Source organism: Megasphaera vaginalis (ex Bordigoni et al. 2020) (genome assembly GCF_900240295.1).
GTDB lineage: Bacteria > Bacillota > Negativicutes > Veillonellales > Megasphaeraceae > Megasphaera > Megasphaera vaginalis.
The window spans coordinates 247,315-274,125 of the sequence record NZ_OEQB01000002.1; the positions used below are offsets into that span (position 1 = coordinate 247,315).

Sequence of the window (26,811 nt, forward strand, 5' to 3'; positions counted from 1 at the left end):
TTGCCATTACCGATTATTTACGCCTGCTCCGATTCGCTCGGCGATACGGCCGAACGTGTTGCCAGAGCGGCGGCCAGTCAATATGACCAGGAGAAATTCAATATCATACGAGTTCCTTATATCCGGTCGGAACAGCAAATCGAAGAACTGGTCAAAAAGGCTGCGACAGCGCATGCCATGATTTGTTATACCGTTATTTCCCCGACATTGCGTCGCAAGTTGCAGGATATGACGGCCAATTTGGATATTCCCGTTATTGATATCATCGGGCCGATGTTAGCCGGTGTCGGCAGTATTGCCGGAACGGAACCGACGTTGCGTGCCGGGATGATTCACCAACTCGATAAAGAATATTTTCGTCGCGTCGATGCCATTGAATTTGCCGTTAAATTCGACGACGGTAAGAATCCCCTCGGATTTTTGAAGGCCGACGTCGTTATCATTGGCGTGTCGCGTACGTCAAAAACGCCGCTTTCCATGTATTTGGCGCATAAACGGATCAAAGCCGCCAACTTGCCGTTGGTCCCGGAAGTAGCCTTGCCGCAGGAATTGTTTGAAATCCCGGCCCGGAAAATCGTCGGCCTCGTTATTGATCCTTTCAAGCTGAATTTTATTCGCTCCGAACGGCTGCGGGCCATGGGATTGGAGCCGAACGCCAGCTATGCCAATGTCGAACGTATCAATGAGGAACTGGAGTATGCGCGAGGCGTTATGCGCAGGTTACATTGTCCGGTTATCGATGTCTCTTCAAAGGCCATTGAGGAAACGGCGAATCTGATAATGGATATAGTCAAACGCAATGCCGATCTGTATGAAGATGAATAATATAAAAAGGACCGATCAGTTGATCGGTCCTTTTGGTTGTCATAGAAAGGACGGGTATAAACCATAAAAAGAGATGACTCATGAGAATCATCTCTTTTTATGGGGGATTAAACATCACGCTGTACTTTGCCGGAACGAAGGCAACGAGTGCAAACGTTGATGCGTTTCACTTCGCCGTCTACAACTGCACGTACTCTTTGGATATTCGGCTTCCAGGTTCTTTTCGTTTTCAAATGGGAATGGCTGACATTCATGCCGGTAACTGTACCTTTGCCGCACACTTCACAATAATTTGCCATGACATACACCTCCTTGCATACTGCCACAGTACAACATAAAAATAATAGCACAAAAAAAGCGGTAAAGCAAGGTTTATTTCGGGAATCCTTTTCTGCTCGTACAAGCAGACTTTGCCATAGAACCGGATTTTCGGGAGATGCCCGCGCTGTTCATGACTGTCAGGGTTTTCGAGAAAAGGATGCGCAGGGCGCTCTACTGAAAAACTCATTTCCTTTTTCCGAATGAGACACTGGTGAACGGATTCGGCAGGTGAATGGTTATCGAATGCCTGGCCGAGGGACCATGAATCGGTGTGCCGGGCCTTGGACCTCAGGCTTTGCATGTGTGTGTCAGCTTTTTAGCGGCGGAAAACGAGTATGGTATAATAAAAAAAAAAGAGATACAGCAACAAGGAGCATGAGCATGAGCCAGTCCATTCGACAACTAAAGGGAATCGGGTCCAGAAAGGAAATCCTTTTCAACCGGCTGAACATCTATACTATAGGCGACTTACTGCAATTTTTTCCGCGTTTTTACGAAGATCGCAGTACGATTGTCCCGATCGGACAGACCGATACGGCGAAGGAAGATTCGGTACTGGTGTCCGGTTCGGTGTTGTCCGTTCAAGAGATCAGGCCACGTCGCGGGATGACGATCCTGAAAGTCGTTCTGACCGACGGCAGCGGCGCCGTGGAACTGGTTTGGTTCAATCAACCGTTCAAAAGAAAGCAGTTTAAAAAAGATATGACCGTGACGGCGTTCGGCAAAATGGAGTGGGCTTACGGCCACAGGCAAATGAATAACCCGGAAACGGAGGCCGGCCACGTTGAAGCCGACGGATTCGTACCGGTCTATGCCCTTACGGACGGACTTTATCAGACTGATGTGCGTCATGCCGTCTGTCAGGCTCTTGCTGCAGCCGGAGCGGAGCGGTCTTTGCTGCCTGTCGCATTATCGCCGCAGTTGGCGGCTGCGGATTCCACACGATTACTATCTGTATATAAGGCGATGCACTTTCCCGATAATCTGGCACTGCAGCAGGAGGCGAGAACACTTCTTGCTTTTGACGAGCTTTTTGCCATGCAACTGGGGTTGCTTTTGCGGCGCCAGTATGTCAAGCGGGCGCAAGGCATTAAATGCAGCCCCAATGGCAGGTTGCTGAAACGGTTTATCGAACGATTGCCCTTTGCGTTAACGAAAGGGCAGATCCGGGCTTTTTTGGACATCGCCGGCGATTTGGAAGGAGAGACGCCGATGCAACGCCTGATTCAAGGCGACGTCGGTTCCGGTAAAACTGTCGTTGCAGCAATGGCTCTGGCGAAAATCGTCGAGAACGGATATCAGGGGGCTTTGATGGTGCCTACGGGAATTTTGGCGGCACAACATGCGGAGGCGTTTCGTGCCTTTTTTGACGGATTGCCTGTTCGTATCGCCTTGTTGACGGGCCGGACAGGCGTGAAAGAACGGCGGGCCATACTGGAAGACCTGGCCGACGGTTCCATTGATATCCTGATTGGGACGCACGCCTTGATTCAGCGCGATGTCGTCTTCCGTTCCCTGGCGTTGGTCGTGACTGACGAGCAGCATCGTTTCGGCGTACAGCAGCGGGCTGCGTTGCAGGAGAAAGGCAGTTCTCCCCATGCGCTTTTTATGACGGCAACGCCGATTCCGAGGACGTTGACGCTGTCCGTATACGGCGATCTGGATGTTTCTTCCATTCACGAGCTGCCGCCAGGCAGAAAGGAGATCAAGACGTACGCTGTCGGAGAAGGCATGAGACAACGCATCTATCGTTTTTTGGCGAAGACGATGGCGCAGGGACAGCAGTGCTATATCGTCTGTCCGCTGGTGGAAGAGTCGGAAAAGAGCGACTTGCAGGCGGCGACAGCGCTGTACGAAGAACTTTGCACCACCGTTTTCCCTTCATACCGTTGCGGTTTGGTTCACGGCAGAATGGCGGGAAAAGACAAAGAAGCGGTGATGGAGGCGTTCCAGTCCGGTGAGATCCGGCTTTTGGTGTCGACGAGCGTTATCGAAGTAGGCGTCAATGTGCCCAATGCCACGGTCATGGTTATTGATGGCGCCGAGCGTTTCGGCCTGGCACAGCTGCATCAACTGCGCGGCCGCGTCGGACGCGGCAATATGCAGGCTTATTGTATCCTTTTGGCCAAAGGCGGAAATGACGATACCAGACAGCGGCTGCAATGGATGGAAACGATTCATGACGGGTTTCTCCTGGCTGAAAAAGATCTGCTGCTGCGCGGATCCGGACACCTTTTCGGGCTGATGCAGCATGGTCTTCCCGATCTGAAAGTTGCCGATATCGTTGCCGATATTCATTTGCTGACCCGGGCTCGGGATGAAGCGGTACGCTATATCGGGCAAAGCGGATTTTCGCGAGACACTGTGTTGCGGCAGTTGAATGTGCGTTTTGCACGAAGCTTTGAGGGATTGTTGCAAAATTAAGATAGCTAAAACGATTTATCTTTCGCGCAGTGTAAGGCGCCGGACTGGAGCAGGCGTCGTCGATAAAATTACCTTCCTGTGTGTACATAAATAAGAAATTCCGTTATAATAAGGGTTAAATCTGTTGGAGATACTTTCTTCATTCTTATATTTTTTTACAAGAGGTGCAAATATGAGATCTGATAAATTTGGTATGCAAGGGCTGACCTTTGATGATGTATTGCTGGTGCCGGCGAAGTCCGATGTTTTGCCGAAAGATGTCGATGTAACGACCAATCTGACGCGCGATATCAAGCTGAATATTCCGATCATGAGCTCCGGTATGGACACGGTCACGGAAGCGCCGATGGCGATTGCCGTTGCCCGTGAAGGCGGTATTGGCGTCATTCATAAGAATATGTCCATTGCGGCGCAGGCTCGTGAAGTCGACAAAGTAAAGCGTTCCGAACACGGCATCATTATTGATCCGATTTTTTTGCACCCCGATAATCTTTTGGCCGATGCCAATGAGTTGATGGGAAAATACCGCATTTCCGGAGTGCCGATCACTGTTGACGGCAAGCTTGTCGGGATTATCACCAATCGTGACATGCGTTTTGAAGAAGATATGAGCCGGCGTATCGGCGACATCATGACGCAGGAACATCTGGTAACGGCGCCTGTGGGCACCTCGCTTGCCGAGGCTAAGGAAATCTTGCGCCAACACCGCATTGAAAAATTGCCGTTAATCGATAAAGAAGGCAATCTGCAAGGGCTGATTACGATCAAAGATATTGAAAAAGCTACAAAATATCCGAATTCGGCCAAAGACGACAACGGACGTCTGCTCGTTGCCGCTGCCGTAGGCGTAACGCATGACATGATCGATCGTCTGGACGCCTTGGTTGCCGCTAAGGTGGACGTTGTCGTCATCGATACGGCTCACGGCCATTCGTTGGGCGTACTGAATACGCTGAAAGATATTAAGAAGGCCTATCCGAACTTGCCGGTTATTGCCGGTAATGTGGCTACTGCCGCTGCTACGGAAGCGTTGATCGAATGCGGCGTTGACGCTGTCAAGGTCGGTATCGGACCCGGCTCAATCTGTACGACTCGGATCATTGCCGGTATCGGTGTGCCGCAGATCACGGCTGTTTACGAATGTGCGCAGGCGGCGCAGCGTTTCGGTATTCCCATTATTGCCGACGGCGGTATTAAATATTCCGGCGATATGGCGAAAGCTATTGCCGCCGGAGGTAACGTCGTCATGATGGGGAATCTCCTGGCCGGTACGGAAGAAAGTCCGGGCGAAACGATCATTTATCAAGGCAGAAGCTACAAAGTATATCGCGGCATGGGCTCTCTCGGCGCTATGGATAAGGGAAGCAAGGACCGCTATTTCCAGGAAGATGCGAAAAAACTGGTACCTGAAGGCATTGAAGGGCGCGTACCGTATAAAGGCGCTGCTGCCGATACGATCTTCCAAATGGTCGGCGGTCTCCGCGCCAGCATGGGATACTGCGGTTGTCGGACTATCAGGGATATGATTGAAAATACGCAATTTATCCAGATCACCAGTGCAGGTTTGCGCGAAAGCCATCCTCATGACATCAGTATTACGAAAGAAGCGCCCAATTACAGTGTGAACTAAGTATTACGTCGGAGGAGTACTGTGGAAAGTAAAATTGACATATTGTCTGTTCCCATATGGAACCTGACACTGGAAGAAGCGAAAGATCTCGTCTTTCAGTGGATTGAAGAGGGGAAAGCGGCTTCCATTGCCACGGCAAATGCGGAAATGCTGATGCGGGCGAAGGAAGATGAGGAATTGGCGAATATTTTGCGGCATGCGGATTTGGTCGTTCCTGACGGAGCCGGCGTTCTTTGGGCGGCAGAGCAGCAGGGGAAAAAGTTCAAAGAACGGGTCGCCGGCTTTGACTTGTCGTGCCGTCTCTTACAGGAGGCGGCGGTACGCGGTACGAAAGTCTACTTTTTTGGCGGCGCGGAAGGGATTGCGGCGGCGGCGGCCCAAAAGGTTGCTGCAATGTATGGTCCCATCTCCGTTGCCGGCGTTCATTCGGGATTTTTTTCTCCCGAAGACGAGACGGACATTATCCGTGAGATTTGCGATACAGGCGCGCAGATACTGCTGGTAGCGCTTGGCGTGCCGAAACAGGAGAAATGGATAGCGCAGCACTTGTATGAATTGGGGCCTTGCGTCTGTATCGGCGTCGGCGGTTCCCTCGATGTGTTGGCCGGCAAGGCGCTGAGGGCTCCGAAATGGATGCAAGAGCACCGTCTGGAATGGTTTTTCCGGCTGTACAAGGAACCGACTCGCTTTAAACGGATGTTGGCACTGCCGCGTTTCGTGGCAGCCGTCAAAGCGCAGCGGCGGTCCTGAAGGGAGGGGGTAGTATGACGAAGCCCTATATTATTGAAGACGGCTATGTCTTTATTGCAGTTCCCCTGATTCTGGCGGTATTGGCCGGTATGTTTCTGAATCTCTATGTCGCGGCGGTACCGGCGCTTCTTGCCGTCTATTTCACCTATTTTTTTCGCAATCCGAAGCGGTGCGTTCCTCGTGACGAGTCGGCGCTGGTGTCGCCGGCAGATGGCAAGGTGATGAGCGTGGAAGAGGTGGAGGACGACCTGTATTTAAATGCGCGATGCCGGAAAATAGTCATATTTCTTTCCATTTTTGACGCTCATGTCAATCGGACGCCTTTGGCCGGAACCATCAAGTTCCAGCAATATACGTGCGGCCGTTTTCGGCCTGCTTATAAGGATGGCGTCGGGTTTGAGAATGAACGGTATTCTCTCGGCATCGAAAATGAACGAACCCGCATTTTGGTTACCCTTATTGCCGGCGTTTTGGCGCGGCGCGTCGTTTCCTGGGTCACATTGGGCGATACGCTGCTTCACGGTCAACTTTACGGCATGATCAAATTCGGTTCCTGCATTGAAGTTTTTGTAGAAGATAACGTCGACATCTATGTCAAAAAGGGCGATTTTGTTCGTGGCGGAGAAACGATCATAGGGAGGATTGTAGAATGAAAAAAGTAATCCCATGCTGCTTTACATCGGGAAATTTGATTTTTGGATTTATCTCTATCGTGCTGACGGCGCAGGGGAATTTTTTCTGGGGCGGCGTTTGTATTTTATTAGCTACGCTCTGCGATGCCTGCGACGGCAGAAGCGCGCGTTATTTGGGGGTCAGCGGTGAATTCGGCAAGGAATTGGACTCCCTGTCGGACTGTGTTTCTTTCGGTGCCGCTTCGGCCTTTTTGATCTATTCCTATGCGCTGCAGGATTTGGGCTGGATCGGGGTCGTTCCGGCGGCTCTTTATGCTGCCTTGGGTGGTCTGCGTCTGGCCCGGTTCAATTTGAATACGACTGTTGTGCACGGTTACTTTATGGGGATGCCGATTCCGAACGGTGGTTGTCTTTTTGCTACTTTTGTCATGTCCGGTGTTCACATTTCGCCTGTTCTGGCTGCTATTATCGTGCTGCTTGTGGGGTATGATCTGGTCAGCGAGATCCATCATCCCGACTTTAAAGGGCAAAGCGCCGATGTGTTGCACGTGCCGGCTCTTGTAGCAGCACTCGTGTTGGGCGCTGCGGCGCTTTATTTTGTTGATTGGCGCTTGGTTATTTGTATGCCTTTCGCACTGTATATTGTTTTCGGTTTAGTCAATACGGCGATGAATGCAGTTTCACCGGCTAGATAGTATTGCCGAGGAGAACGTAACGTATGGAACATTTTCTGGATATCGTCATGGTACCCATACAAGTGATTATTGTTTTCTACACCCTATATTACTTTGTTTTGGCTGTTTTTGGCCTGATGAAGCGGCAAGAGCATATTACGGCAGCGCCGCGGCATACGTTTGCCGCCGTTATTTGCGCTCATAACGAAGAAAAGGTCGTCTGGCAGCTTATCGATAATTTGCAGGAACTTCACTATCCCCGTCAGATGTATGATATTTATGTCGTTGCCGATAATTGTACCGATCACACTGCAGCCATCTGCAAAGAGCACGGCGCAACGGTGATGACTCGTGTCAACAAGGAAGAAGTCGGCAAGGGATATGCTATGGATTGGATGTTTAACCGACTGTTGGCACAGGAAAAGCAATATGATGCGTTTGTTGTTTTTGATGCCGACAACTTGGTTCATCCCGAGTTTTTGCGCGAAATGAACAATCATCTCTGCAAAGGGGAACAGGTCATTCAGGGATATATGGATTCGAAGAATCCTACGGATACGTGGATTGCCGGAACTTTTTCCATCGCATTTTGGCTGATCAATCATATGTGGCATCTGGCAAAATATAATGTCGGCCTTTCCACGGCGCTCGGCGGTACCGGCATGTGCATTGCTACCGATATTGTGCGTAAATACGGCTGGGGCTGCGACTGTCTGACGGAAGACATGGAGTTTTCCATGAAGATTCTGCTTGAAGGCGTACGTACTTGTTGGGCCCATGACGCTATTATTTATGATGAAAAGGCCCTTGGTTTTATGCAGTCCTGCAGACAGCGGAAGCGCTGGGCCCAAGGGCAGTGTGACTGCGGTGAACGGTTTATACCGAAGCTGTTCGCCCGCGGCATCCGTACGGGGAACATTCGGATGTTGGATGGCATTATTACCTTATCACAGCCGTTTTTTATGATGATGTCGACAATATATGCCTGTCTGGCCTATATTAATGCGGCATACATCCCTTTTTACACCAACATTTTGAACCAACTTGTACCGGTACAAATTTGGACTATCTTGGCAATAGGGCAGTATCTTATTCCCGTTATTGTGTTATTGCAGATTAAAGTACCGTTAAAATCGTGGCTTTATTTGATCGTATATCCATTATTCATGTACAGTTGGATTCCTGTTAATTTTTTGGGCTTCATCGACCGGCACAAAATGCAATGGAGCCATACGCTTCATACGCGCGCCGTTTCCTATGACTCGGCGGCGTTGTTGCGAAAAGAGAACAAGAGATAGGAGTAATTTATGCATATTCTTTTGACAAATGATGACGGCCTGCAGGCCAGGGGGTTGCAAGTCCTGAAACGGGAGTTGGCGGCTTTTGCCGAACAAATCACTGTGGTGGCGCCGACGGGGCAGCGCAGTGCGGCATCTCATTCGATGACCATCAATAGGGATTTGTACTGTCGGGAAGCAGAGCAGACGCTGCCGCATGTGCGCGAAATCGCAGTCAGCGGCACGCCCGTCGATTGCGTAAAGATGGCGATGGAGTATTTTTTAGTCGACAAGTACCCGAATCTGATTATTTCCGGCATCAATGACGGGTATAATCTGGGCAGTGACGTCCTTTATTCGGGAACTGTTTCGGCAGCGATGGAAGGACCCTATTACCAGGTGCCGGCAATGGCGGTTTCCATGCGGGATATGACGGATGAGCGTTGTACGCAGACGGCTCGTCTGGTTATTGCGGTCATTGAATCCGTCTTTGTAAAGGGGAATTTTCCCGGCGTTCTCAACGTAAATATTCCCCCTTCAGGAGAAATTTCCTTGAAGAATGCCCGCGTTGTACCGCAAACGGTACAGATATATCATAATATCATTGCGGAAAAAGAGGATATCGACGGCAGCGCTTGTTATCGCATTGTCGGTGACATCGACATGGAGACGGCTCCGGAAAATACCGATGTGGCTTGTATCCGCCAAGGTCATGTGGCTCTTACGCCGTTGCGGTGGCAGCAGACGGCTTTTGCCGTTATGGATACGATCAGAGAATATATTTCCTGAAAGGTCGGAAGAAACGATTTTTCGACCTCTTGCAATTTGCGAATGAAAAGTCTATAATGATAATATAATCATATAGCGAGTGAATGAAATATACGGGAGAAGGCTTTACAGTCTACCGAAGGAGTTAAACTCTCAGGTGTCGCAAGACGGGACCGTATACGGACACAACTCTGGAGAGTCCCATTGGGCGCCGAAGGTGCACGGAATCTGTGATTCCTTATCTCTCAGGCAAAAGGACAGAGACAGCGATAAACATGCTCCTTGTTTTTATGCGCGTGTTTTCTCAACCTATCTTCAGAGCGTCATGCTGATGATAGGTTTTTTAATTTATAGTTAAAGGAGAATGCACTTATGAATTTGGACATGTTGAATGCGATTGACAGCTTTGTTTGGGGACCGCCGTTGCTTTTTCTGCTTATCGGCACGGGCATTATGCTTACGTTCCGGCTTCGCGGGTTGCAGATCACGCAGTTGCCGCGTGCCTTGAAGTTGATTTTTACGGCGAAAAATCAAGGCGAAGGGGATATCGACAGTTTTAAAGCCTTATGCACAGCGTTGGCTGCTACTGTCGGTACCGGTAATATTGTCGGTGTTGCCACGGCTGTTCATGCCGGCGGCCCCGGCGCCGTATTCTGGATGTGGATGGCCGCGTTGATCGGTATGGCCACTAAATACGCGGAAGGCTGTCTGGCCGTCAAATACAGAACGATCGATAAAAACGGGGAAATTTCCGGCGGCCCTATGTATTATATTGAAAATGGTCTCGGGAAAAAATACAAACCCCTTGCTACGCTTTTTGCTTTTTTCGGCGTACTCGTCGCTTTTTTCGGTATCGGTACTTTTGCCCAGGTCAATGCCATCGTTGAGATCACACAGCTTGCGGCCGACGTTCCCGTCACCTATACGGCCGTCGTACTGACCATTGTCGTAGCCGCCGTAACGATTGGAGGCCTGCAGTCCATTGCCAGAGCGGCTTCAAAGATCGTACCGGCCATGGCAGTTATTTACGTGCTTTCCACCCTTGCTTTTTTAGGTGTTTTTTATGAACAGATTCCGGCGGCCGTTGCCGAAATCATTCATGATGCATTCAATCCGACAGCTGCGGCAGGCGGGTTCCTCGGCGCGACAGTTCTGGTTGCCATGCGCAACGGTGTGGCCCGCGGCGTTTTTTCCAATGAATCCGGGTTGGGCAGCGCTCCGATTGTCGCTGCCGCGGCAAAAACGAAATGGCCTGCGGAACAAGGCTTGATTTCCATGACGGGCACGTTTATTGATACGATTATCATTTGTACGCTTACCGGGCTGGTGCTGGTTATCAGCGGCGCCTGGATGGGGGATCTGAACGGGGCCGCACTGACGAACGTTGCGTTCTTGCAGGCCTTTCCGAATACAGGCAGTATTATTCTCTGTATCGGGTTAACGCTATTTGCGTTTACGACCATTCTCGGCTGGAACTACTATGGTGAACGATGCGTTGAGTATTTGGCCGGCGTCAAGGGTATTATGCCTTATCGTATTACCTTCATTATTCTTGTTGCCTGCGGGGCATTTTTAAAACTGGAAGTTATTTGGGTCTTGGCTGATATCGTGAACGGGTTGATGGCTATTCCGAACCTGATTGCACTCATCGGGCTGAGCGGTGTTGTCGTTGCCGAGACCAAGGCATATCTTGCGCAGGTAAAAGAGGAAGAACAAGAAGAAAATATACTTGTCGATCCCGTTGACGGCCATTGATTAAGAAGACATAAAAAGGAACGGGAACAGCGTCCCGTTCCTTTTTATGTCTATAAAAGTCTTGGCTGAGACGGGCATTCCGTTTTTACGAGGCAGGGAGCGCAGGGCCGTCATTGATGGCAGAAAATATATTCGGATGGACAGATTCTCGTTGTAATCCATTCCGAATGATAGGACATGGACGAATGGAAAACTTATTGCTTGACTGCTGATGATAATATGATATAATAAATCTTGTCTTGAAGAACTCTTAGACTATGCCGGAGTGGCGGAATGGCAGACGCACCTGACTCAAAATCAGGCGGGTAACACCGTGTGGGTTCAAGTCCCACCCCCGGCACCATGATCGATTCATCAATAAGCACCCGTAGAGGGTGCTTATTTTTACAGATTTTTTTACGAAAATACTTGCGCATAGACGAATGGGACAATCTTCATCGGGAGAGATGTCGCAAGGCGGGGTTTTTCGTATGAAGAAACAGATCGTTAACCGTGTATATTGCGGTACCGATCTTGTATCAAACCGCATAGGGGCTGCAGATATAAATAAAAAGCGAAGTACAGGCAGGCAGCAGGAGCATCCAGCGTTGCCAGCGGTACGGCGGCAGCGATGCTCCAGGGGATGAGGGCGGCAATTACGATGATCGTGTCTTCCAAGGTCAGCATCATTCGTGTTTTATCGGGAATAATCTCTTCGCACAGTTGCTTTGTCAGGATAGAGGCGAGGGTCTGGTTGCAGGCGATCATGGCAGTCAGGATCGAAACGATTACAGTACAGCCGTAGGCCGATACCAGTGCGGCTCCTTTGCGGATGTATTTCTTTATCCCACGGAGCAGATCGGTATGCCGAAAAATACCGGCATACGAACAGGATAAGGCCACCAGGGCGGCGGGTTTTGCCATGGCAATTATACCGCCGCCGTTCATCATCGGGGCCAACTGCGCTGTCGGTGCGGCATAGCCCCATAACAGCATCGGGATGATCGTGAGAAGCGCTTCATGTTGCAGCAGCGCGCAGAGACACAGACTGATTACGATGCTGACCGTCATCGTTACACGAACATCAATCCGTAAGAGGGAAAGAAGGATGACGGCGGCAGCCGGCAGCAACGTCATACTATGCAGGGCAAATGAATCTTCAAACAGCGATGACGTTTGTAAGGTGACGGACGCATCCGTATTGGCGTATCGTCCCAGCAGCAAATACAGTGCGGCGGTCACGAAAAAAGGAATGACAGCGCTGCGAGCCATGAGACGAAGATTATGATAAAAAACGGTTCCCGTAATGGAGGAAACGACGAGGGCGCTCGTTGACAGCGGCGAACAGCGGTCTCCAAAAAAAATACCGCTGAAGACGGCCCCGCCTGTAAAGAGTGGCGAAACTCCCAGCACATGGCCGGCGGACATGCAAATAACGCCCATCGTTGCCGCCGTGCCGAAAGAAGTTCCGATCAATACGGACAGCAATGCGTTGAGGAGAAAAGCGGCGATAAGGAAAAGGTCGGGTCTTATCATATCCCCGGCGAGAGAAACGATGTAAGGAATCGTACCGCATGCCCGCCATGATACGGTGATCATGCCGATTAAGACGAATACCGTCAAGACAGTGCGCACGGTCAGCAGGCTTTCTACAGTCATGGACAGCAGTTGCCGGATACGGCAGCCGTAATGGAGACCATAGAGAAAAAAGATGATATATCCGAATGACAGTGCGTAGAGAATGGACAGATCAAAATGCAGACAGAGCAGGAGTCCGCTGCAGAATAAAAGTAAGGTCAACAGAGCCAATATATATTCCTCCCACATATACGGGTATGCCGCCAGGCACGTGGACGGTCCGGTACGGATATGTAAAATATATTACATTATAGATCATAGAGGAAAAAGATGCCAGAACTGTCGGTGATTTTTCCGAGTGATTAGGAAAGTGATGCGGCGGCAAGTTGAATGGCCGGACTGCGGTGTTTTCCGCAGACGAGATGGACGCCGCTACTTTTTTATCAGGCACCCATTGTGATATAATAACGACATATAGTGTATGTGGAGGGAGTCGATCAGAAATGAAGGAAATTTTTGAAAGACGGAGCGTGCGGAAATTTTTACCGACTCCGGTGGAAGATGCGAAAATTGAAGCCTTGCTTCGCGCCGGTATGGCAGCCCCTTCTGCGGGCAATCAGCAGCCGTGGGAATTTTATGTCGTACGTGACAAGCGCGTTTTACAGACTTTATCTCATATCAGTCCGTATGCGGGTTGCGCAGCGAAAGCGCCGGCTGCGATCGTCGTCTGCAGCCGTGATGAAAATCTTCGTTTTCCGGCGTTTATCGGATTGGATCTGAGCGCTTGTGTGGAAAATATACTCATTGAAGCGGTATATCAGGGCTTAGGCGCCGTTTGGCTCGGGGTCACACCGTATAAGGCCCGTGAAGCCAATGTGCGGCGTGCCATCATGTTGCCTCAGGGATATACGGCGTTTGCCATCGTCTCCTTCGGGTATGCCAACGATAATAAAGACGGTCGCGGCGGTGAAGACCGCTACGACGCTTCCCGCGTTCACTATGTATGAAAACGGATATAATGGTGGCTCCTGTTTCCGGCAGGAGTCATTTTTGCTGATCAGCGGAAATGAGAGGATATCATGTTTAATATCGGAATGAGTGAAATGGTCGTTGTATTGATTGTGGCATTACTGGTTTTCGGTCCGCAGCGGCTGCCGGAAATAGCCAAAATTTTAGGAAAGAGTTTTACGGAATTTCGCCGTGCCGGACGGGAAGTGATGGAGGCTGCCGAAAAAATGCAGGATATGGCAGACGAAACGAAGCATACGGCTAAAGAAGCGATCACGATTGATGCTGAAATCATGACGGAGGAGAAGGAACGTATCGCGGGAAGCGCGCAGAAAGAAGGGAGCCATGATGAAAAATACGGTAAATGATGAGATGCCTTTAGTCGATCATCTGCAGGAATTCCGACGCCGGCTCCTGGCTTGTCTGGCCGTCGTTGCCGTAACAAGCGCCATTGCTTACGCTTATGTCGACGAACTGATCGCCTTGCTTTCGGAGCCGGCAGGAAAGCTCTATTTTATGAACCCGGCGGAAGTCTTTTTCTCTTATCTTGAAGTGGCCGTGTTCACCGGTGTGCTGACGGCATTTCCCTTTATTTTCTATGAACTCTGGGCGTTTGTACGTCCCGGACTTCGTGCTGCCGAGCGGAAATTGCTTTGCAGACTGTTGCCGGCAGGCGTCTTTTTGTTTTATGGCGGTCTCCTTTTTTCCTATTTTTTGGTTCTGCCGGCGGCGGTACGTTTTTTTATGGGGTTTGCGACGGAAACGTTGCAGCCTATGTTTTCCCTTGAATCCTATTTATCTTTCTTCGTCGCGTTGGTATTACCCTTTGGTATCGTCTTTGAGTTGCCGTTGTTGCTTCTTTTTCTGGCCAGAATGGGGATTGTTTCGGCGGCAATGTTGCGGCAAAAGCGACGGCTCCTTATCGTTTTCGCCTTCGTTTTTGCCGCTGTCGTATCCCCGACGACGGATATTTTTACACAATGCATGATTGCCGTACCCATGATTCTCCTTTATGAGATCAGTATTGTGTTGGTCAAATGGCTTATACAAAAATAAATTGTATACAGTATTTATGCCTTTCCGAGAGCGGATCTCCTTGTATTCATGCGGCTTTTTGATATAATATAAAAATACAGTGTGTCAGCTATTGTGCTGACAGATTGGTATGGTTCCTAACATTTTTGTAGGGGGTTATTGTATGAAAAAAATAAATTCGGTTTTAGTTGCCAACCGCGGTGAAATTGCTATTCGCGTCTTTCGCGCCTGCAATGAACTGGGGATTCGCACCGTTGCTGTCTATGCAAAGGAAGATTCACTCTCGTTGCACCGTTTCCGTGCCGATGAATCTTACCTGGTCGGAGCGGGCAAAAAACCGGTTGATGCTTACTTAGATATTGAAGATATTATCCGCATTGCTCATGAACATGATGTTGATGCCATTCATCCCGGATATGGCTTTTTGTCGGAAAATGCCGATTTGGCGAAGCGTTGTGCCGAAGAAGGCATTATTTTTATTGGCCCTCACGTTGAACACCTGATCATGTTCGGCGATAAGATCAATGCCCGCATTCAAGCCAAAAAGGCCGGTATCCAGTATATTCCCGGCAGTGACGGCCCGGTCATGAATTATGAAGAGGTCGAAAAATTTGCCAGAGAAGTCGGCTTCCCGATTATGCTTAAGGCTGTCAACGGCGGCGGCGGCCGCGGGATGCGCATGGTCGATCATATGGCGGACTTGCGGGAAGCTTACGATCGCGCCAAATCGGAAGCCAAATTGGCTTTCGGCAGCGATGAGATTTATTTGGAAAAGTGCATCATTAATCCGAAACATATTGAAGTACAGATTATCGGTGATGAACACGGCAATGTCATGCATCTTTTGGAACGGGACTGTTCTATTCAGCGCCGTCATCAGAAGGTAGTCGAAATAGCGCCGGCTTTTTCGCTGCCCGAATCACTGCGTCGCGATATTTGCAACGCCGCCTTGAAGCTGATGAAAAACGTCGGCTATGTCAATGCCGGTACCGTTGAGTTTCTGGTAACGCCGGATCATCAGTTCTATTTTATAGAAGTAAATCCTCGTGTCCAAGTTGAACATACGGTAACGGAAATGGTTACAGGCATCGATATCGTTCAAACGCAAATCAAGATCGCCGAAGGATACGCGCTGACGAGTGATGAAATTGCGATTCCATCGCAGGAATCGGTACGTTGCCAGGGTAACGCCATCCAATGCCGTATTACGACGGAAGATCCGATGAACAATTTCATGCCCGATTCCGGTAAGATCATGGTCTATCGTAGCGGCGGCGGCTTCGGCGTTCGCCTTGACAGCGGCAATGCTTATACGGGCTCGATCATTACGCCGTATTATGATTCCTTGCTCGTGAAAGCTACGACGTATAGTCTGACACATGCCGGAGCAGTTCAGAAGATGCTGCGTACATTAAAAGAATTCCGAATTCGCGGCGTCAAGACTAATATCGGATTCTTGATTAACGTTTTGAGTAATCCGCTTTTTGTCAGCGGTGATTACGATGTCAATTTTATCGACGAACATCCGGAACTGTTTCATTTACCGGTTATTCAGGACCGCGGCACGAAGCTTTTGAAATACATTGGCGATACGACGATCAACGGATACAGCGGGTTAGGTCATCAGGAAAAACCGGAATTTGACCCCCTTGAATTGCCGTCTGCAGTAAAAGGCGATTTTCCGTCCGGGACAAAGCAGCTCTTCGATTCCATGGGACCGGAAAAGTTTTCACAGTGGATATTGGCTCAGAAGCAGGTCCTTTTTACCGATACGACGATGCGTGACGCTCACCAGTCGCTGATGGCGACACGCGTGCGCACGATAGACATGCTGCGGGTGTTGGAAAGCGCATCGAAAAAACTGCCGAATTTCTTCTCCTATGAATGCTGGGGCGGCGCAACTTTTGATGTAGCCTATCGATTCCTGTACGAAGATCCGTGGGAACGCCTCCGCCAGATGCGCAAAAAAGCGCCGAATATCCTTTTGCAGATGCTGATTCGCGGAGCTAATGCAGTCGGGTATACGAGTTATCCGGATAACGTCGTCAAAAACTTTGTCGACCTTTCGGCGAAGAACGGTGTCGATGTCTTTCGGGTCTTTGACAGTTTAAACAGTCTTGACAATATGTACGGTACCGTTCAGGCTGTTCGCGAAACAGGTAAGATTGCCGAAGTGGCGCTCTGTTATACAGGGGATATCCTTGACGCATCCCGTTCCAAATACAACTTGGACTACTATGTGAAGATGGCCAAGGAGTTGCAACATGCCGGCGCCAATATTATCGCGATTAAAGATATGGCCGGCCTTTTGAAGCCGGAAGCCGCGTACCGCCTTGTATCCGCCTTGAAAGACGCGGTTACATTGCCGATTCACCTGCATACGCACGATGGCTCCGGCAACGCCATTACGACCTATTGCCGCGCCGTTGACGCCGGCGTTGATATTGTCGATGTCGCCTATTCCGCCTTTGCCGGCGGCACGAGCCAGCCGAGCATGAGCACGCTGTATTATGCTTTGAGCGGCAAAGACCGGCAGCCGGCTATGAATGTCGATGCCATGGAAGAAATGTCCCGTTACTGGGCTACCGTTCGTCCGTACTACAAAGGGGTCGATAAAGCCGAACCATATCCGAATACGGAAGTCTATCAACATGAAATGCCTGGCGGACAATTTTCCAACTTGCGTCAGCAGGCGAAGGCCGTCGGATTGGGCGAACGTTGGAATGACGTCAAGAAAATGTACCATGCCGTCAATATGATGTTCGGCGATATCATTAAAGTCACGCCGTCGTCCAAAGTCGTCGGTGATATGACGCTCTTTATGATTCAAAATGACCTGACCGAAGAAGATATTCTGAAAAAAGGCGATATTTTGGACTTTCCGCAGTCTGTCGTCGAGTTCTTTGAAGGGCGCATCGGGATTCCGTATCAGGGATTCCCGCAAGAATTGCAGAAAATCATTCTTAAAGGGCTCCAGCCGTTGACCGAACGTCCCGGCAAATCCCTGGCTCCCGTTGATTTGGAAGCAACGCGGAAAAAGTTGGCCGATGCGGGTTATAAGCATGAAGATGAAGATGTAAACGCATACTGCCAGTATGCCAAAGTCTTTGTCGACTATAATGAAAATGTCAAAAAATACGGTGACGTCAGTGTTCTTGACACGCCGACCTTCTTCTTCGGCATGCGGAAGAATGAGGAAATTCATGTTGAAATCGAACCGGGGAAAGATCTGGTTATTACGCTGGTTAATATCAGCGATCCCGATGAAAGCGGCATGCGCAATATTACCTTTATGTTCAACGGCGCCGAACGGGAAATCACGGTGCAGGACAAGAGCGTGGACATGAAGACGGTAACGCGGCGGAAAGCCAATCCCGACAAGATCGGCGATATCGGAGCCACCTTATCCGGATCTGTTGTCAATGTGCTCGTTTCAAAGGATCAGAAAGTGAAGAAAGGCGAACCGTTGGTTGTTACAGAAGCGATGAAGATGGAAACGACGATTACGTCGCCGATCGACGGCGTTGTCAAAGATATTTTCGTTTCCAAGGGACAGCCGATTATCAGCGGCGACTGCCTGGTGGAAATCGGAGAATAAAGAAACAGCAAGGACGGAAACCGAAGGGCTTCCGTCCTTTTTTTCAGCAAAGGAGCCCATATGTCAGCAAGACAAGAAAAAATCCTTTATTGCCGCCGTTGCGGAGCAGCATTGGAAGCGGGGCAGCAATATTGCGCATACTGCGGCGTAACCGTTCCCGCCGACGCGATGAACGACGAGCTTTTGGCCCATATGGGGGCGAAAGGATTTATCGAAAATTTTCAATATGTCTTGAAAGAGAAGTATGTCGTTTGTGCAGGTCGCGCTTCGCGCGGCGAGTATTGGAATTTCCATGCCGTTTATTTCGGCTGCCTCGATATCTTGGGCTGTCTTTTGTTCCTTTCCGCCACCGTGTTTTGGGCCGCCGTCGTTTCGTTTGCGCTGCTGACGGCTCTTCCCTGCGTGTGCCTCTCGATTCGTCGTTTTCATGACCTCAACAAAAGCGGTTGGTGGCTATTCAGCAACGCAATTCCTTATGTAGGCCCTTTCGTCTATATCTGGTTTCTCGTACGCGCAGGGGACGAAGCGCCTAACCGCTATGGCAGGAGGCTGAACTGCGTTTCCCTTACGGCAGCAGAAGACAGACGTATCGGCAGGGGCCGTTCGCCGCAAGGTTGACAGGTTGTAGTCTAATGGAGCGGCATTCGTTATTTTGCTCGTTTTTATTTACGTTGTTTCTGCTTTGCAAGAATTGTCGTTGACACTGATATAAAGAATATCCACTTAAAAAATTATGAGTATGCCTTTAATGTAGGTATCGTAGGAGATCTTTTTGGAACTTCCTTATATAGCGTTTTTTTATAAGTGTCCCTCTAGCTCAGCTGGAGGGATTTTATATATTTTTTCATATAGTTTATCAGTAAATCTATTCAATTCGCATGCTGTTGCAGAAAACTGTTTGTCTTGTATTACAATGGCGGAAAAACGTTTATAACTATGGTAAAAATTTATCGATATCTCAAAGATAGTTTTATTATTGAAAGTGTTATATAAGGGGGATTATTGTATCTAGATATGGAGGAATAATATAGAGAAACAAGAACGTTATTATGGTAGAATACTGTAAATCTAGATAATTGAAAATTAATACGATTACAAGAAGAAATCTGAATAAAGAGAATATTTCAAGATTGAATAGATGAAAGTATGAAAAGAACTATTTAGTTAACTTCGATGTAGAATGCGAATAATCTAGTGTAATGGTATGTTATATTTATTAATTATGTGAGAATACAGAATGGATATTAAATTATAATTAGTGGTGAGAGAAGTACACTATTTCTTTAATAACTAATTTGAAGATAATATTTACATTGGAATAAGACTAAAATTATAAAACCACTGCTTTTATTAAAAAAACAAAATAAAATTAAAATATTTCGATAAAAATATAAAATATAATATTGATTTTATTGAAAAGTAAATGTATAATGAGACATAATACAATTATATTTAATAAATTAAATTATATTTAACTAACTATTCCTGTATTGAAAGGAGAATGATTTTATATGAGGAGTTATAGTTTGTTTGATTCGGTAGGGCCTATTATGCATGGCCCATCAAGTAATCATACGGGGGGAGCTGTACGATTAGGGTTTTATTATCAAAAAATTATTGGAGGATTACCTAAAAAAATTATCTTTTTATTTCATCCGTTCTTAATGAAATTTTATAAAGGCCATGGGACGCACCGGGCTCTTATGGCAGGCCTATTAGGGATGAGAGAGGACGATCCCAATGTCAATCACGCACTTCATAATATGCAAGAAAAAGGTGTTGACATAATCTTTCAACCTACTCATAAAGTTAATCCAGATAGAAATCTTATGGAAATATGTGCAGTACATGAAGGCATTGATTGGGATATACATGGAATTTCCGTGGGTGGGGGTAATATCGTTATTGATAAAATAAACGGATTAGAAACGAAGATAACAGGGGATACTCATTTATATTTTTATTTACTCAAAGATGCAATAGATTTAAAAGAAATTTCAGAATTTATAGATGCTCAAGATATCAATGGCTATGCAAGTAAACAAGGATATTTTTTTTATATATCAACGAAATTTCCGATTGAAAAAAGTGTATTGATGAGAATAGAAAAAAGGGTTAATAATATTGTTCTTAAACGATATGTTGAGCCACTTCATCTGTTTTCGGAAAAGAGCACTGCCTCTCCTATATTTAGGACATTCAGTGAGTTAGAACAATTAACCGTATTGAAAGATATTTGTGAAGTAGCTATTGACTATGAATGTGCCCGAAGCTTGGTTACGCGAGAGCAGGTTTTAAATGAAGCTATAAAAATAGTGGAGGTTGAAGAACAAGCAATAGCGAAAGGATTAATGGGAAATATTTCCTTAATTGGTGGTTTTGTTGGAGATAGCGATGGGAGATTAGTGGCTGAGTATAGTAAAACCGATAAAACGATTACCGGCCCAATGTTTACGATGGCGATGGCAAGAGCTCTTGCTATTTCGGAAATTAGTGCTGGAGGAGGGCTTATTGTTGCTGCTCCAACTTGTGGTTCTGCGGGAACATTACCGGGTATTATATTTTCCGTAGGAGAAAGATACGGTGCTAATCGGGAGACTCTGGCTAAAGCCTTTTTGGTAGCGGCAGCATTAGGGACTATAGTTGCCAATAAATCCAGTTTTTCTGGAAGTATTGGGGGATGTCAGGTTGAAGTAGGTGTTGGCGCTGCCATTGGAGCGGCTGCTAGCGTTTGGTTAGCTGGAGGATCATTCAAGCAAATTAAAAATGCTTTTGCAATTGCTATGAAGAACATATTAGGACTCACTTGTGATCAACCAGTTAGTCCAGTTGAAATACCTTGCATAAAAAGAAATGCCATGGGTGTTGCAGTTGGACTTATGGGGGCAGAATTGGCTTTAGCAGGGGTAGAAAGTGCCATTCCAGCGGATCAAGTAATTGATGCCTTGGTAGATACAGCAAGACGAATACCTAATGAACTGCGATGTAGTCAAATTGGTGGATTAGCATCTACAGACATAGCTCAAGAATTAAAAAAGAAGTGGAATGAAAAAGTTCAATCATGAATATAGAATGGAGGGAAGGAAATATGGATACAAAAATTAAAAATTTATTAGAGATACTTAATAAAGAGGTATCACCTGCCTTGGGATGTACGGGACCAACTTCCGTTTCTCTAGCAGCAGCGAAGGCTTATGATGTTATAGGAGGGGAAATCGAAAAAATTCATGTACTTATGGATCGCGATACCTATAAAAATTCTATTTCAGTAGGCATTCCTGGAACAAGTCATAAAGGCTTAGATGTTGCCGCTTCCTTAGGGGCGATAGCAGGAAATGCAAAGAAAGGATTAGAAGTTTTGGCTGGTGTTACTCCGAGTAAAGAAAAAGATGCTTTGGATAAAATTAAAGAAGGAAAAGTTATCGTTGATGTGGCTTGGAATCGTACTGGTATGAATTTGTTTATTGATGCCACTGTATACACCAATAAAGGGTATGGACGGGCTATTATTTATGGGACACATACCAATATTGTTTATCTTGAATCAAATAATAAAATAATTAAGGGTTCGATAGATGCAGCAGAGGATTCATCATATAAACTTGATGCACCTATTAGTAATTATGAAATAAATGATTTTATTAATTTTGCAAAACTCATTGATATAAATGAATTGGGAATTGTAAAAAAAGCAATTGAATTAAATTTTGCACTTGCCAATGCTGGATTAGCAAATAAAGCCGGATCAGGTTTTGGTGTAGGATGGGGGACTTTTGATCAAAATAATGTTGTATATAAAGCCAGAACTTATGTTGCGGCTGCAGGGGACGCGAGAATGTGTGGGGAGAATCTTCCTGCTATGAGTTGTGCTAGTAGTGGAAATGTAGGTATTACTAGTTCTGTTCCAGTAAAGGTTTTTGGAGATTTTTATGAATATTCTAATGACAAAATTATTCGTGCTGTAGCATTGAGCTTTTTAGTCACGATTTTTGCGAAATGTCACATTGGGCGATTATCCCCTGTTTGTGCATGTTCTATTGCAGCTTCATTAGGTGTTGCAGCTGGATGTGGCTTTTTATGTGACTTGGAAAACATACAAATTGAACATGCTATTAGTAATATCATAGGAGCAATCGGAGGAACATTGTGTGATGGAGCCAAAAATGGTTGTGCAATAAAGCTTTCAACAAGTATTGGTGTGGCAATTGAAAATGTTATGCTCGTAAAATCTGGCGCTTATATTAATAATGATGAAGGATTGGTAGGAGAAAATGCAAATGAAAGTCTTGCTCTTTTAGGAAAAATTGCACGTGAAGGTATGGTTTCAGCAGATATAAAAATGTGTGAGGAAATTATTAAGCGTAATAAATTAAGGAGATAATACAATATTTTATGAATAATTATTGCTTAGGGAAGAACATTTCACAATTACGTTTATTAGAGGGATATTCACTGAAAGAATTGGCAAGTAAAGTGGAAATCAGTTTATCTATGCTTTCTCAGATTGAGCATGGTAATGCCAATCCTTCATTGAAGACATTGGAAGCTATTTCGTGTGCGTTAAAAGTACCCATTGTGAGATTATTTTCTGAAACACAAACCGTTAATGATTTGATTGTACGTTCCAATAAAAGAACTTCAATTATATTTCCAGAGTCCCCGGGCTTGGAATATGAGGTTTTGACGCCTAATCGTAGTAGTTCATTGGCGATGCTGATTTTAACGTTAAAAGCACATGGCAGTTCAGGTATCCAAAAAACTAAACATACTGGTGAAGAAATTGCCTATATATTGGAAGGGAATGTGCATCTTGTCCTTGATAATGAGGAAGTCAATCTAAATACTCATGATAGTGTAAGAATACCGCCGGGAATAACGCATCAATGGGTTAATGTCGGTGATGATGTAGTTCGTATTTTATTTGCCGCATCACCGCCAAGAATTTAAGAGAAAAAAATTATAAAATTATACAATAATGTACGAGGGAGGGAATTATCATGGGTGTGTCTACGGGAAGTATATTTATTATTGTTTTTAGCACCTTAGCTGTACTATTAGTTGCCGTATTAATTTCTTGGTGGGTTGGTAGAAAATCGACTGGAAGTGATTGGGCCGTAGCCGGTCGCAGCTTACCTTTGTATGTTATTGTTGGAACCCAATTTGCAACAGCTCAAGGTGGCGGATTTCTTACCGCCCATGTTGGAAATGGATATGCTGGAGGATGGTCTGCTTTAACATATGGATTATTTGTAGCTATTGGTATGTGGGTTATTTGCCTTATTGCAAAATGGATGCGTAGTCAGGAATTTTCAACTATACCGGATATTATGGAAAGATTGTATGGTAAAAATAAAACATTAACTGTCATATCATCATTTTTAACAATGGTTGTACCCTTTGGATGGGTTATTGGAAATCTGATTGCTTTTGGAAAGCTTTATTCCGGATTAACTGGCCTTTCAACTACTACCTTAGTATTGGCATTTGCCGTCATTAGTTTATTATTGGTATTACCTGCTGGATTAAAATCAGTTGCTTGGGCAGATTTCTTTTTTGGATGTCTTATGGGACTAATTTGTTTGGCAACATTATATTTCTTGTACGATATGGGAGGCGGATTTGGCAATGTTATGGCTAAAGTACCGGATAATTTAAAGTCTTTTCCTGGTGGAATGGCAAGCCTAGGCTGGGGAACAGTTATACTCTGGTTTATGGCGGTTATTCCTGGTAGTTTAACAAATCAAATGTATTTTCAGCGTATTTTTGCTGCAAAAGATATAAATTATGTTAAAATGAGTTTATTTCTTAGCGGGGTAGTAATTATTATTTCTGAAATTTGGGCATCTTTATTTGGGATGGGGATTAGGGCAATGAATCCTGGCTTAGAACGAGAAATGGCAACTGGCTGGTTTCTAACACAAATTCCAGTTTGGTTTCTAGCTTTATATGCAGGATTAATTGTATCTGCTATTATGTCAACTGTTGCTAGTGGCATTCAATCTGTGGCATTAAATGCGGTAAATGATATTTATAAAAAGATACTTAATCCTGGAGCGACTGAAAATGATATGAAGCATAAATCTAAAATAATTTCAGTTATAGTTACATTTTTAGCTGTAGCTATAGCCCTAGTATATCCGCGTGTACTTAATGTTATTGTTGCAACTTATGCTTTTTCAGCAGCGGGGCTTATGTTCCCGATATTTGCGGGAGTATTACTGCGTAGAAAAAATTTAATTACGGCCAAGTCAGTAATTATTAGTATGATAGTGGGCTTTATCGTTTGCTTTGGCGCAATGTTAATGGAAACTGTTATTCCATATGCTATTTATGGACTGGCGGGGTCTGGAATTGCATTGATCATAGCCTGTATGATTTTTAAAGATGATAAGAAAGTTGCAGGGAATATGGGGTAGATAGAAAATTGAATATAAACCTAGCCACCATATATTTTATAGTGGCTAGGTTTATTGTTGTATCTGTGGAATTAGTACAATTACTTTTAGATATAAAAGTGCAAAAAGATTTTGGATGAAGCTATTAATCGAGAAGAAGTGTTAATTTATTAGTATTGTTATATCCTATTTATTAGGCATAGATAATATTAGGTACATAAATAGATAATTTGAGAGATATAAAAATTCAGAAACGGACTTAAAAATGTGAAAATTAATGCTCATTATTGTCGTGAAGGGGATGGACTTTTTAAAGTTTTTACAGTTTTATCTTGAAATGGAGAAATCAGGCATTATCTATATGTAGATTAGAAGTGATGCTTAGATATATAATGTTTGGAATGATAGTATCGTTAATTTATTAAGATTCCTTACTGGCATGTTTTGCGTGCCGAATATTTACTTAGGAGAATTGTTAAGCTATGGGATGGTATCTAAAGAAAAATAATAAAAGTAGTTGTTCTGCCTGTTGAGTATTCAGGTAAATTTTATCGGGGTTTTCTAATAAAATGAATGTGTTACTTCATAATAGGCGGTGTCATCCGAATCATGGCTAATATATATGATATGTAAGTCAATGATGAAACGGCTCTTCTGGACAACAGGTGAAGTAATATTATTTTTAATAGAAAAAATGGGGTCAAAGGTTAGAAATAATTGGGCATAAACTTACCTGCGATATAAGGAGTAAAATGCTTTATATACTAGTGTAAAACCAATAAAGATTTTAAAGCGGATAAAACAACCGGTTGTAAGATATTGGAATAATTACATTCAAAAAGCTAAACGTCTCTCACTAAAACTTTTACTAGTTTTAGTGAGAGACGTTTTTATAATTATTATGTTGTGCCGGGATGCGGCGTCGTTATGCGTCCCGTATGACGGCGCACGATGATGCTGATGGAGAGTAAAATCAGGCCGGCGGCGATGAAGACGTAATGCATGCCGCAGAAGGTAGCGATCAGCCCGCCCAGGAGAGGCCCGGCCATGGAGCCGATCTGCTGCGCCGAAAAGAGGAGGCCGAATACGCGTCCCTTGGTGTGGGAGTCGGTGTTTTGAGCCAGAATGGCATTGATCGAAGGATAGATGCCGGAAAAGAACAGTCCGACGCAAAATTGCGATGCTGCGAACAGATACAGGTCGCGAGGCAGCGATTGGATAATGCTGAAGATTCCGGCCAAGGTCAAGGCATAGGTCAGCGACTTATGGAATCCCTGGTGCTGTCCGAAGCGTCCCCAGAGCGGCGCCGATATGGCGCTGGCAAAGCCGCTGAGCGAGAAGACGAGGCCGGCGACGAAGATGACGTTGTCCAAATTGCCGGCAAGTTCCGTAATATATGTCGTCAAGACAGGCTGCACGATGAGGATGACCATTTGCACGAAAACGCCGAAAAGCAGCATATCGCGGATCAACGGATTTCGCCAAAGGCCGGAACCGCTGGTTTCCGGATGCCCCGGTGCCGGCTCTGCAGCCAGACTGTCAGGAGGTTCTTTGACAAAGAACAGAAGAACCAGAAAATTGAGGAAAAGAGCTGCCGCGGCCAGAAAGAATGACATGCGCATGCCGAAGACTTCCGCTAAAAGTCCCCCGAAAAGCGGCCCGATGACACCGCCTGCCGTCAGGCCTCCTTGCATGATGCCGAGACAGATGCCCATTTTTTTCGGCGGCGCATAGGTGGTCATAATTGCCAGTTCCATCGGCCACAAGCCGGCAGCAAAACCTTGAAACATCCGCATGAACGTTAACTCCAGCGGTGTCGTTACGATGCCGCCGAGAAAATAACTGATGGCCAGAAGAAAGCTGGCTCGAATCGCCATCAGCCGTTTTCCCCGGCGATCGGCCATGCGTCCCCAAATCGGGGCCATGATGGCGCTGACGGCGAAAGTTGAGGAAAAGACAATGCCGGACCAGATATTTACCGATGACGGATCCACGCCGAGCTCATGGGTCAAATAGACCGGCAGGAAAGGGATCAGCATGGTATAACTGGCAGACATAAAAACGACATTACATGTCAGTATGGCTAAACAAAATTTCCAATTCATGGAGGTTCACTCTTTCTAAAATCAACTGTCAGTGTAATTTCCTTATTATAAAACGAT

The 26,811-nt window shown here is 46.2% G+C and carries 21 protein-coding genes, 1 tRNA gene and 1 riboswitch; of the genes, 19 read left to right on the forward strand and 3 right to left on the reverse strand.

Annotated elements, in window-relative coordinates:
* Entirely contained in the window at positions 1-825 is an 825-nt protein-coding gene (locus C0977_RS03750) for a pyruvate, water dikinase regulatory protein (RefSeq protein ID WP_023054626.1), read from the forward strand.
* Between the two features lie 107 nt (positions 826-932).
* Here the strand turns inward: C0977_RS03750 and rpmB are convergent, their stop codons facing one another.
* A complete protein-coding gene (gene rpmB / locus C0977_RS03755; protein ID WP_023054654.1) occupies positions 933-1,124 on the reverse strand; it encodes a 50S ribosomal protein L28 in 192 nt (63 codons plus the stop codon).
* Between the two features lie 403 nt (positions 1,125-1,527).
* On the opposite strand from rpmB, the gene recG reads away from it, so the two are divergent.
* From recG to C0977_RS03800, 9 genes are all read left to right on the forward strand, one after another.
* A complete protein-coding gene (gene recG, locus C0977_RS03760) occupies positions 1,528-3,570 on the forward strand; it encodes an ATP-dependent DNA helicase RecG (RefSeq protein ID WP_234987566.1) in 2,043 nt (680 codons plus the stop codon).
* A 172-nt stretch (positions 3,571-3,742) separates the two neighbouring features.
* Positions 3,743-5,200, forward strand: coding sequence for an IMP dehydrogenase (gene guaB / locus C0977_RS03765; RefSeq protein WP_023054597.1), 1,458 nt, complete (start codon positions 3,743-3,745; stop codon positions 5,198-5,200).
* A 21-nt stretch (positions 5,201-5,221) separates the two neighbouring features.
* Complete coding sequence (locus C0977_RS03770; protein ID WP_200814206.1) at positions 5,222-5,950, forward strand: WecB/TagA/CpsF family glycosyltransferase; 729 nt, start codon at positions 5,222-5,224, stop codon at positions 5,948-5,950.
* A gap of 14 nt (positions 5,951-5,964) precedes the next feature.
* Positions 5,965-6,603, forward strand: a complete 639-nt coding sequence (locus C0977_RS03775) for a phosphatidylserine decarboxylase (protein WP_023054614.1) — start codon at positions 5,965-5,967, stop codon at positions 6,601-6,603.
* Positions 6,600-7,277, forward strand: coding sequence for a CDP-diacylglycerol--serine O-phosphatidyltransferase (gene pssA / locus C0977_RS03780; RefSeq protein WP_101912491.1), 678 nt, complete (start codon positions 6,600-6,602; stop codon positions 7,275-7,277). Before C0977_RS03775 ends, pssA begins: the two co-directional genes overlap by 4 nt.
* A gap of 23 nt (positions 7,278-7,300) precedes the next feature.
* On the forward strand, positions 7,301-8,554 hold the full coding sequence (locus C0977_RS03785; RefSeq protein ID WP_101912492.1) for a glycosyltransferase family 2 protein: 1,254 nt from the start codon (positions 7,301-7,303) through the stop codon (positions 8,552-8,554).
* Between the two features lie 9 nt (positions 8,555-8,563).
* On the forward strand, positions 8,564-9,322 hold the full coding sequence (gene surE / locus C0977_RS03790; protein ID WP_101912493.1) for a 5'/3'-nucleotidase SurE: 759 nt from the start codon (positions 8,564-8,566) through the stop codon (positions 9,320-9,322).
* A gap of 160 nt (positions 9,323-9,482) precedes the next feature.
* A riboswitch (glycine riboswitch) is annotated at positions 9,483-9,572 on the forward strand.
* A 101-nt stretch (positions 9,573-9,673) separates the two neighbouring features.
* Complete coding sequence (locus C0977_RS03795) at positions 9,674-11,056, forward strand: alanine/glycine:cation symporter family protein (protein ID WP_101912494.1); 1,383 nt, start codon at positions 9,674-9,676, stop codon at positions 11,054-11,056.
* Between the two features lie 259 nt (positions 11,057-11,315).
* Positions 11,316-11,399: transfer RNA gene (locus C0977_RS03800), tRNA-Leu, on the forward strand.
* Between the two features lie 143 nt (positions 11,400-11,542).
* Here C0977_RS03800 and C0977_RS03805 read toward each other — a convergent pair.
* On the reverse strand, positions 11,543-12,844 hold the full coding sequence (locus C0977_RS03805) for a Na+/H+ antiporter NhaC family protein (RefSeq protein ID WP_159459027.1): 1,302 nt from the start codon (positions 12,842-12,844) through the stop codon (positions 11,543-11,545).
* A 272-nt stretch (positions 12,845-13,116) separates the two neighbouring features.
* Here C0977_RS03805 and C0977_RS03810 point away from each other — a divergent pair, with 272 nt between their 5' ends.
* From C0977_RS03810 to C0977_RS03850, 9 genes are all read left to right on the forward strand, one after another.
* Positions 13,117-13,620, forward strand: a complete 504-nt coding sequence (locus C0977_RS03810; protein ID WP_023054616.1) for a nitroreductase family protein — start codon at positions 13,117-13,119, stop codon at positions 13,618-13,620.
* A gap of 72 nt (positions 13,621-13,692) precedes the next feature.
* Positions 13,693-13,989: a twin-arginine translocase TatA/TatE family subunit gene (locus C0977_RS03815; RefSeq protein WP_101912496.1), complete on the forward strand. Its 297-nt coding sequence runs from the start codon at positions 13,693-13,695 to the stop codon at positions 13,987-13,989.
* Positions 13,967-14,677 (forward strand): twin-arginine translocase subunit TatC, encoded by a 711-nt coding sequence (gene tatC, locus C0977_RS03820; RefSeq protein WP_023054673.1) that lies wholly within the window; start codon positions 13,967-13,969, stop codon positions 14,675-14,677. The genes C0977_RS03815 and tatC overlap by 23 nt, the downstream gene beginning before the upstream one ends.
* Positions 14,678-14,819: 142 nt before the next feature.
* Positions 14,820-18,254, forward strand: a complete 3,435-nt coding sequence (locus tag C0977_RS03825) for a pyruvate carboxylase (RefSeq protein WP_101912497.1) — start codon at positions 14,820-14,822, stop codon at positions 18,252-18,254.
* Between the two features lie 60 nt (positions 18,255-18,314).
* Complete coding sequence (locus C0977_RS03830; protein ID WP_101912498.1) at positions 18,315-18,872, forward strand: DUF805 domain-containing protein; 558 nt, start codon at positions 18,315-18,317, stop codon at positions 18,870-18,872.
* A 908-nt stretch (positions 18,873-19,780) separates the two neighbouring features.
* Positions 19,781-21,319 (forward strand): L-serine ammonia-lyase, iron-sulfur-dependent, subunit alpha, encoded by a 1,539-nt coding sequence (locus C0977_RS03835; RefSeq protein ID WP_159459028.1) that lies wholly within the window; start codon positions 19,781-19,783, stop codon positions 21,317-21,319.
* A 23-nt stretch (positions 21,320-21,342) separates the two neighbouring features.
* Positions 21,343-22,635: a serine dehydratase subunit alpha family protein gene (locus C0977_RS03840; RefSeq protein WP_023054613.1), complete on the forward strand. Its 1,293-nt coding sequence runs from the start codon at positions 21,343-21,345 to the stop codon at positions 22,633-22,635.
* An 11-nt stretch (positions 22,636-22,646) separates the two neighbouring features.
* Entirely contained in the window at positions 22,647-23,201 is a 555-nt protein-coding gene (locus C0977_RS03845) for a helix-turn-helix domain-containing protein (RefSeq protein WP_023054689.1), read from the forward strand.
* Between the two features lie 50 nt (positions 23,202-23,251).
* Positions 23,252-24,670: a sodium:solute symporter family protein gene (locus C0977_RS03850; RefSeq protein ID WP_101912500.1), complete on the forward strand. Its 1,419-nt coding sequence runs from the start codon at positions 23,252-23,254 to the stop codon at positions 24,668-24,670.
* An 878-nt stretch (positions 24,671-25,548) separates the two neighbouring features.
* On the opposite strand, the gene C0977_RS03855 is transcribed toward C0977_RS03850, so the two are convergent.
* Positions 25,549-26,754, reverse strand: a complete 1,206-nt coding sequence (locus C0977_RS03855) for an MFS transporter (protein ID WP_101912501.1) — start codon at positions 26,752-26,754, stop codon at positions 25,549-25,551.
* Between the last annotated feature and the right edge of the window lie 57 nt (positions 26,755-26,811).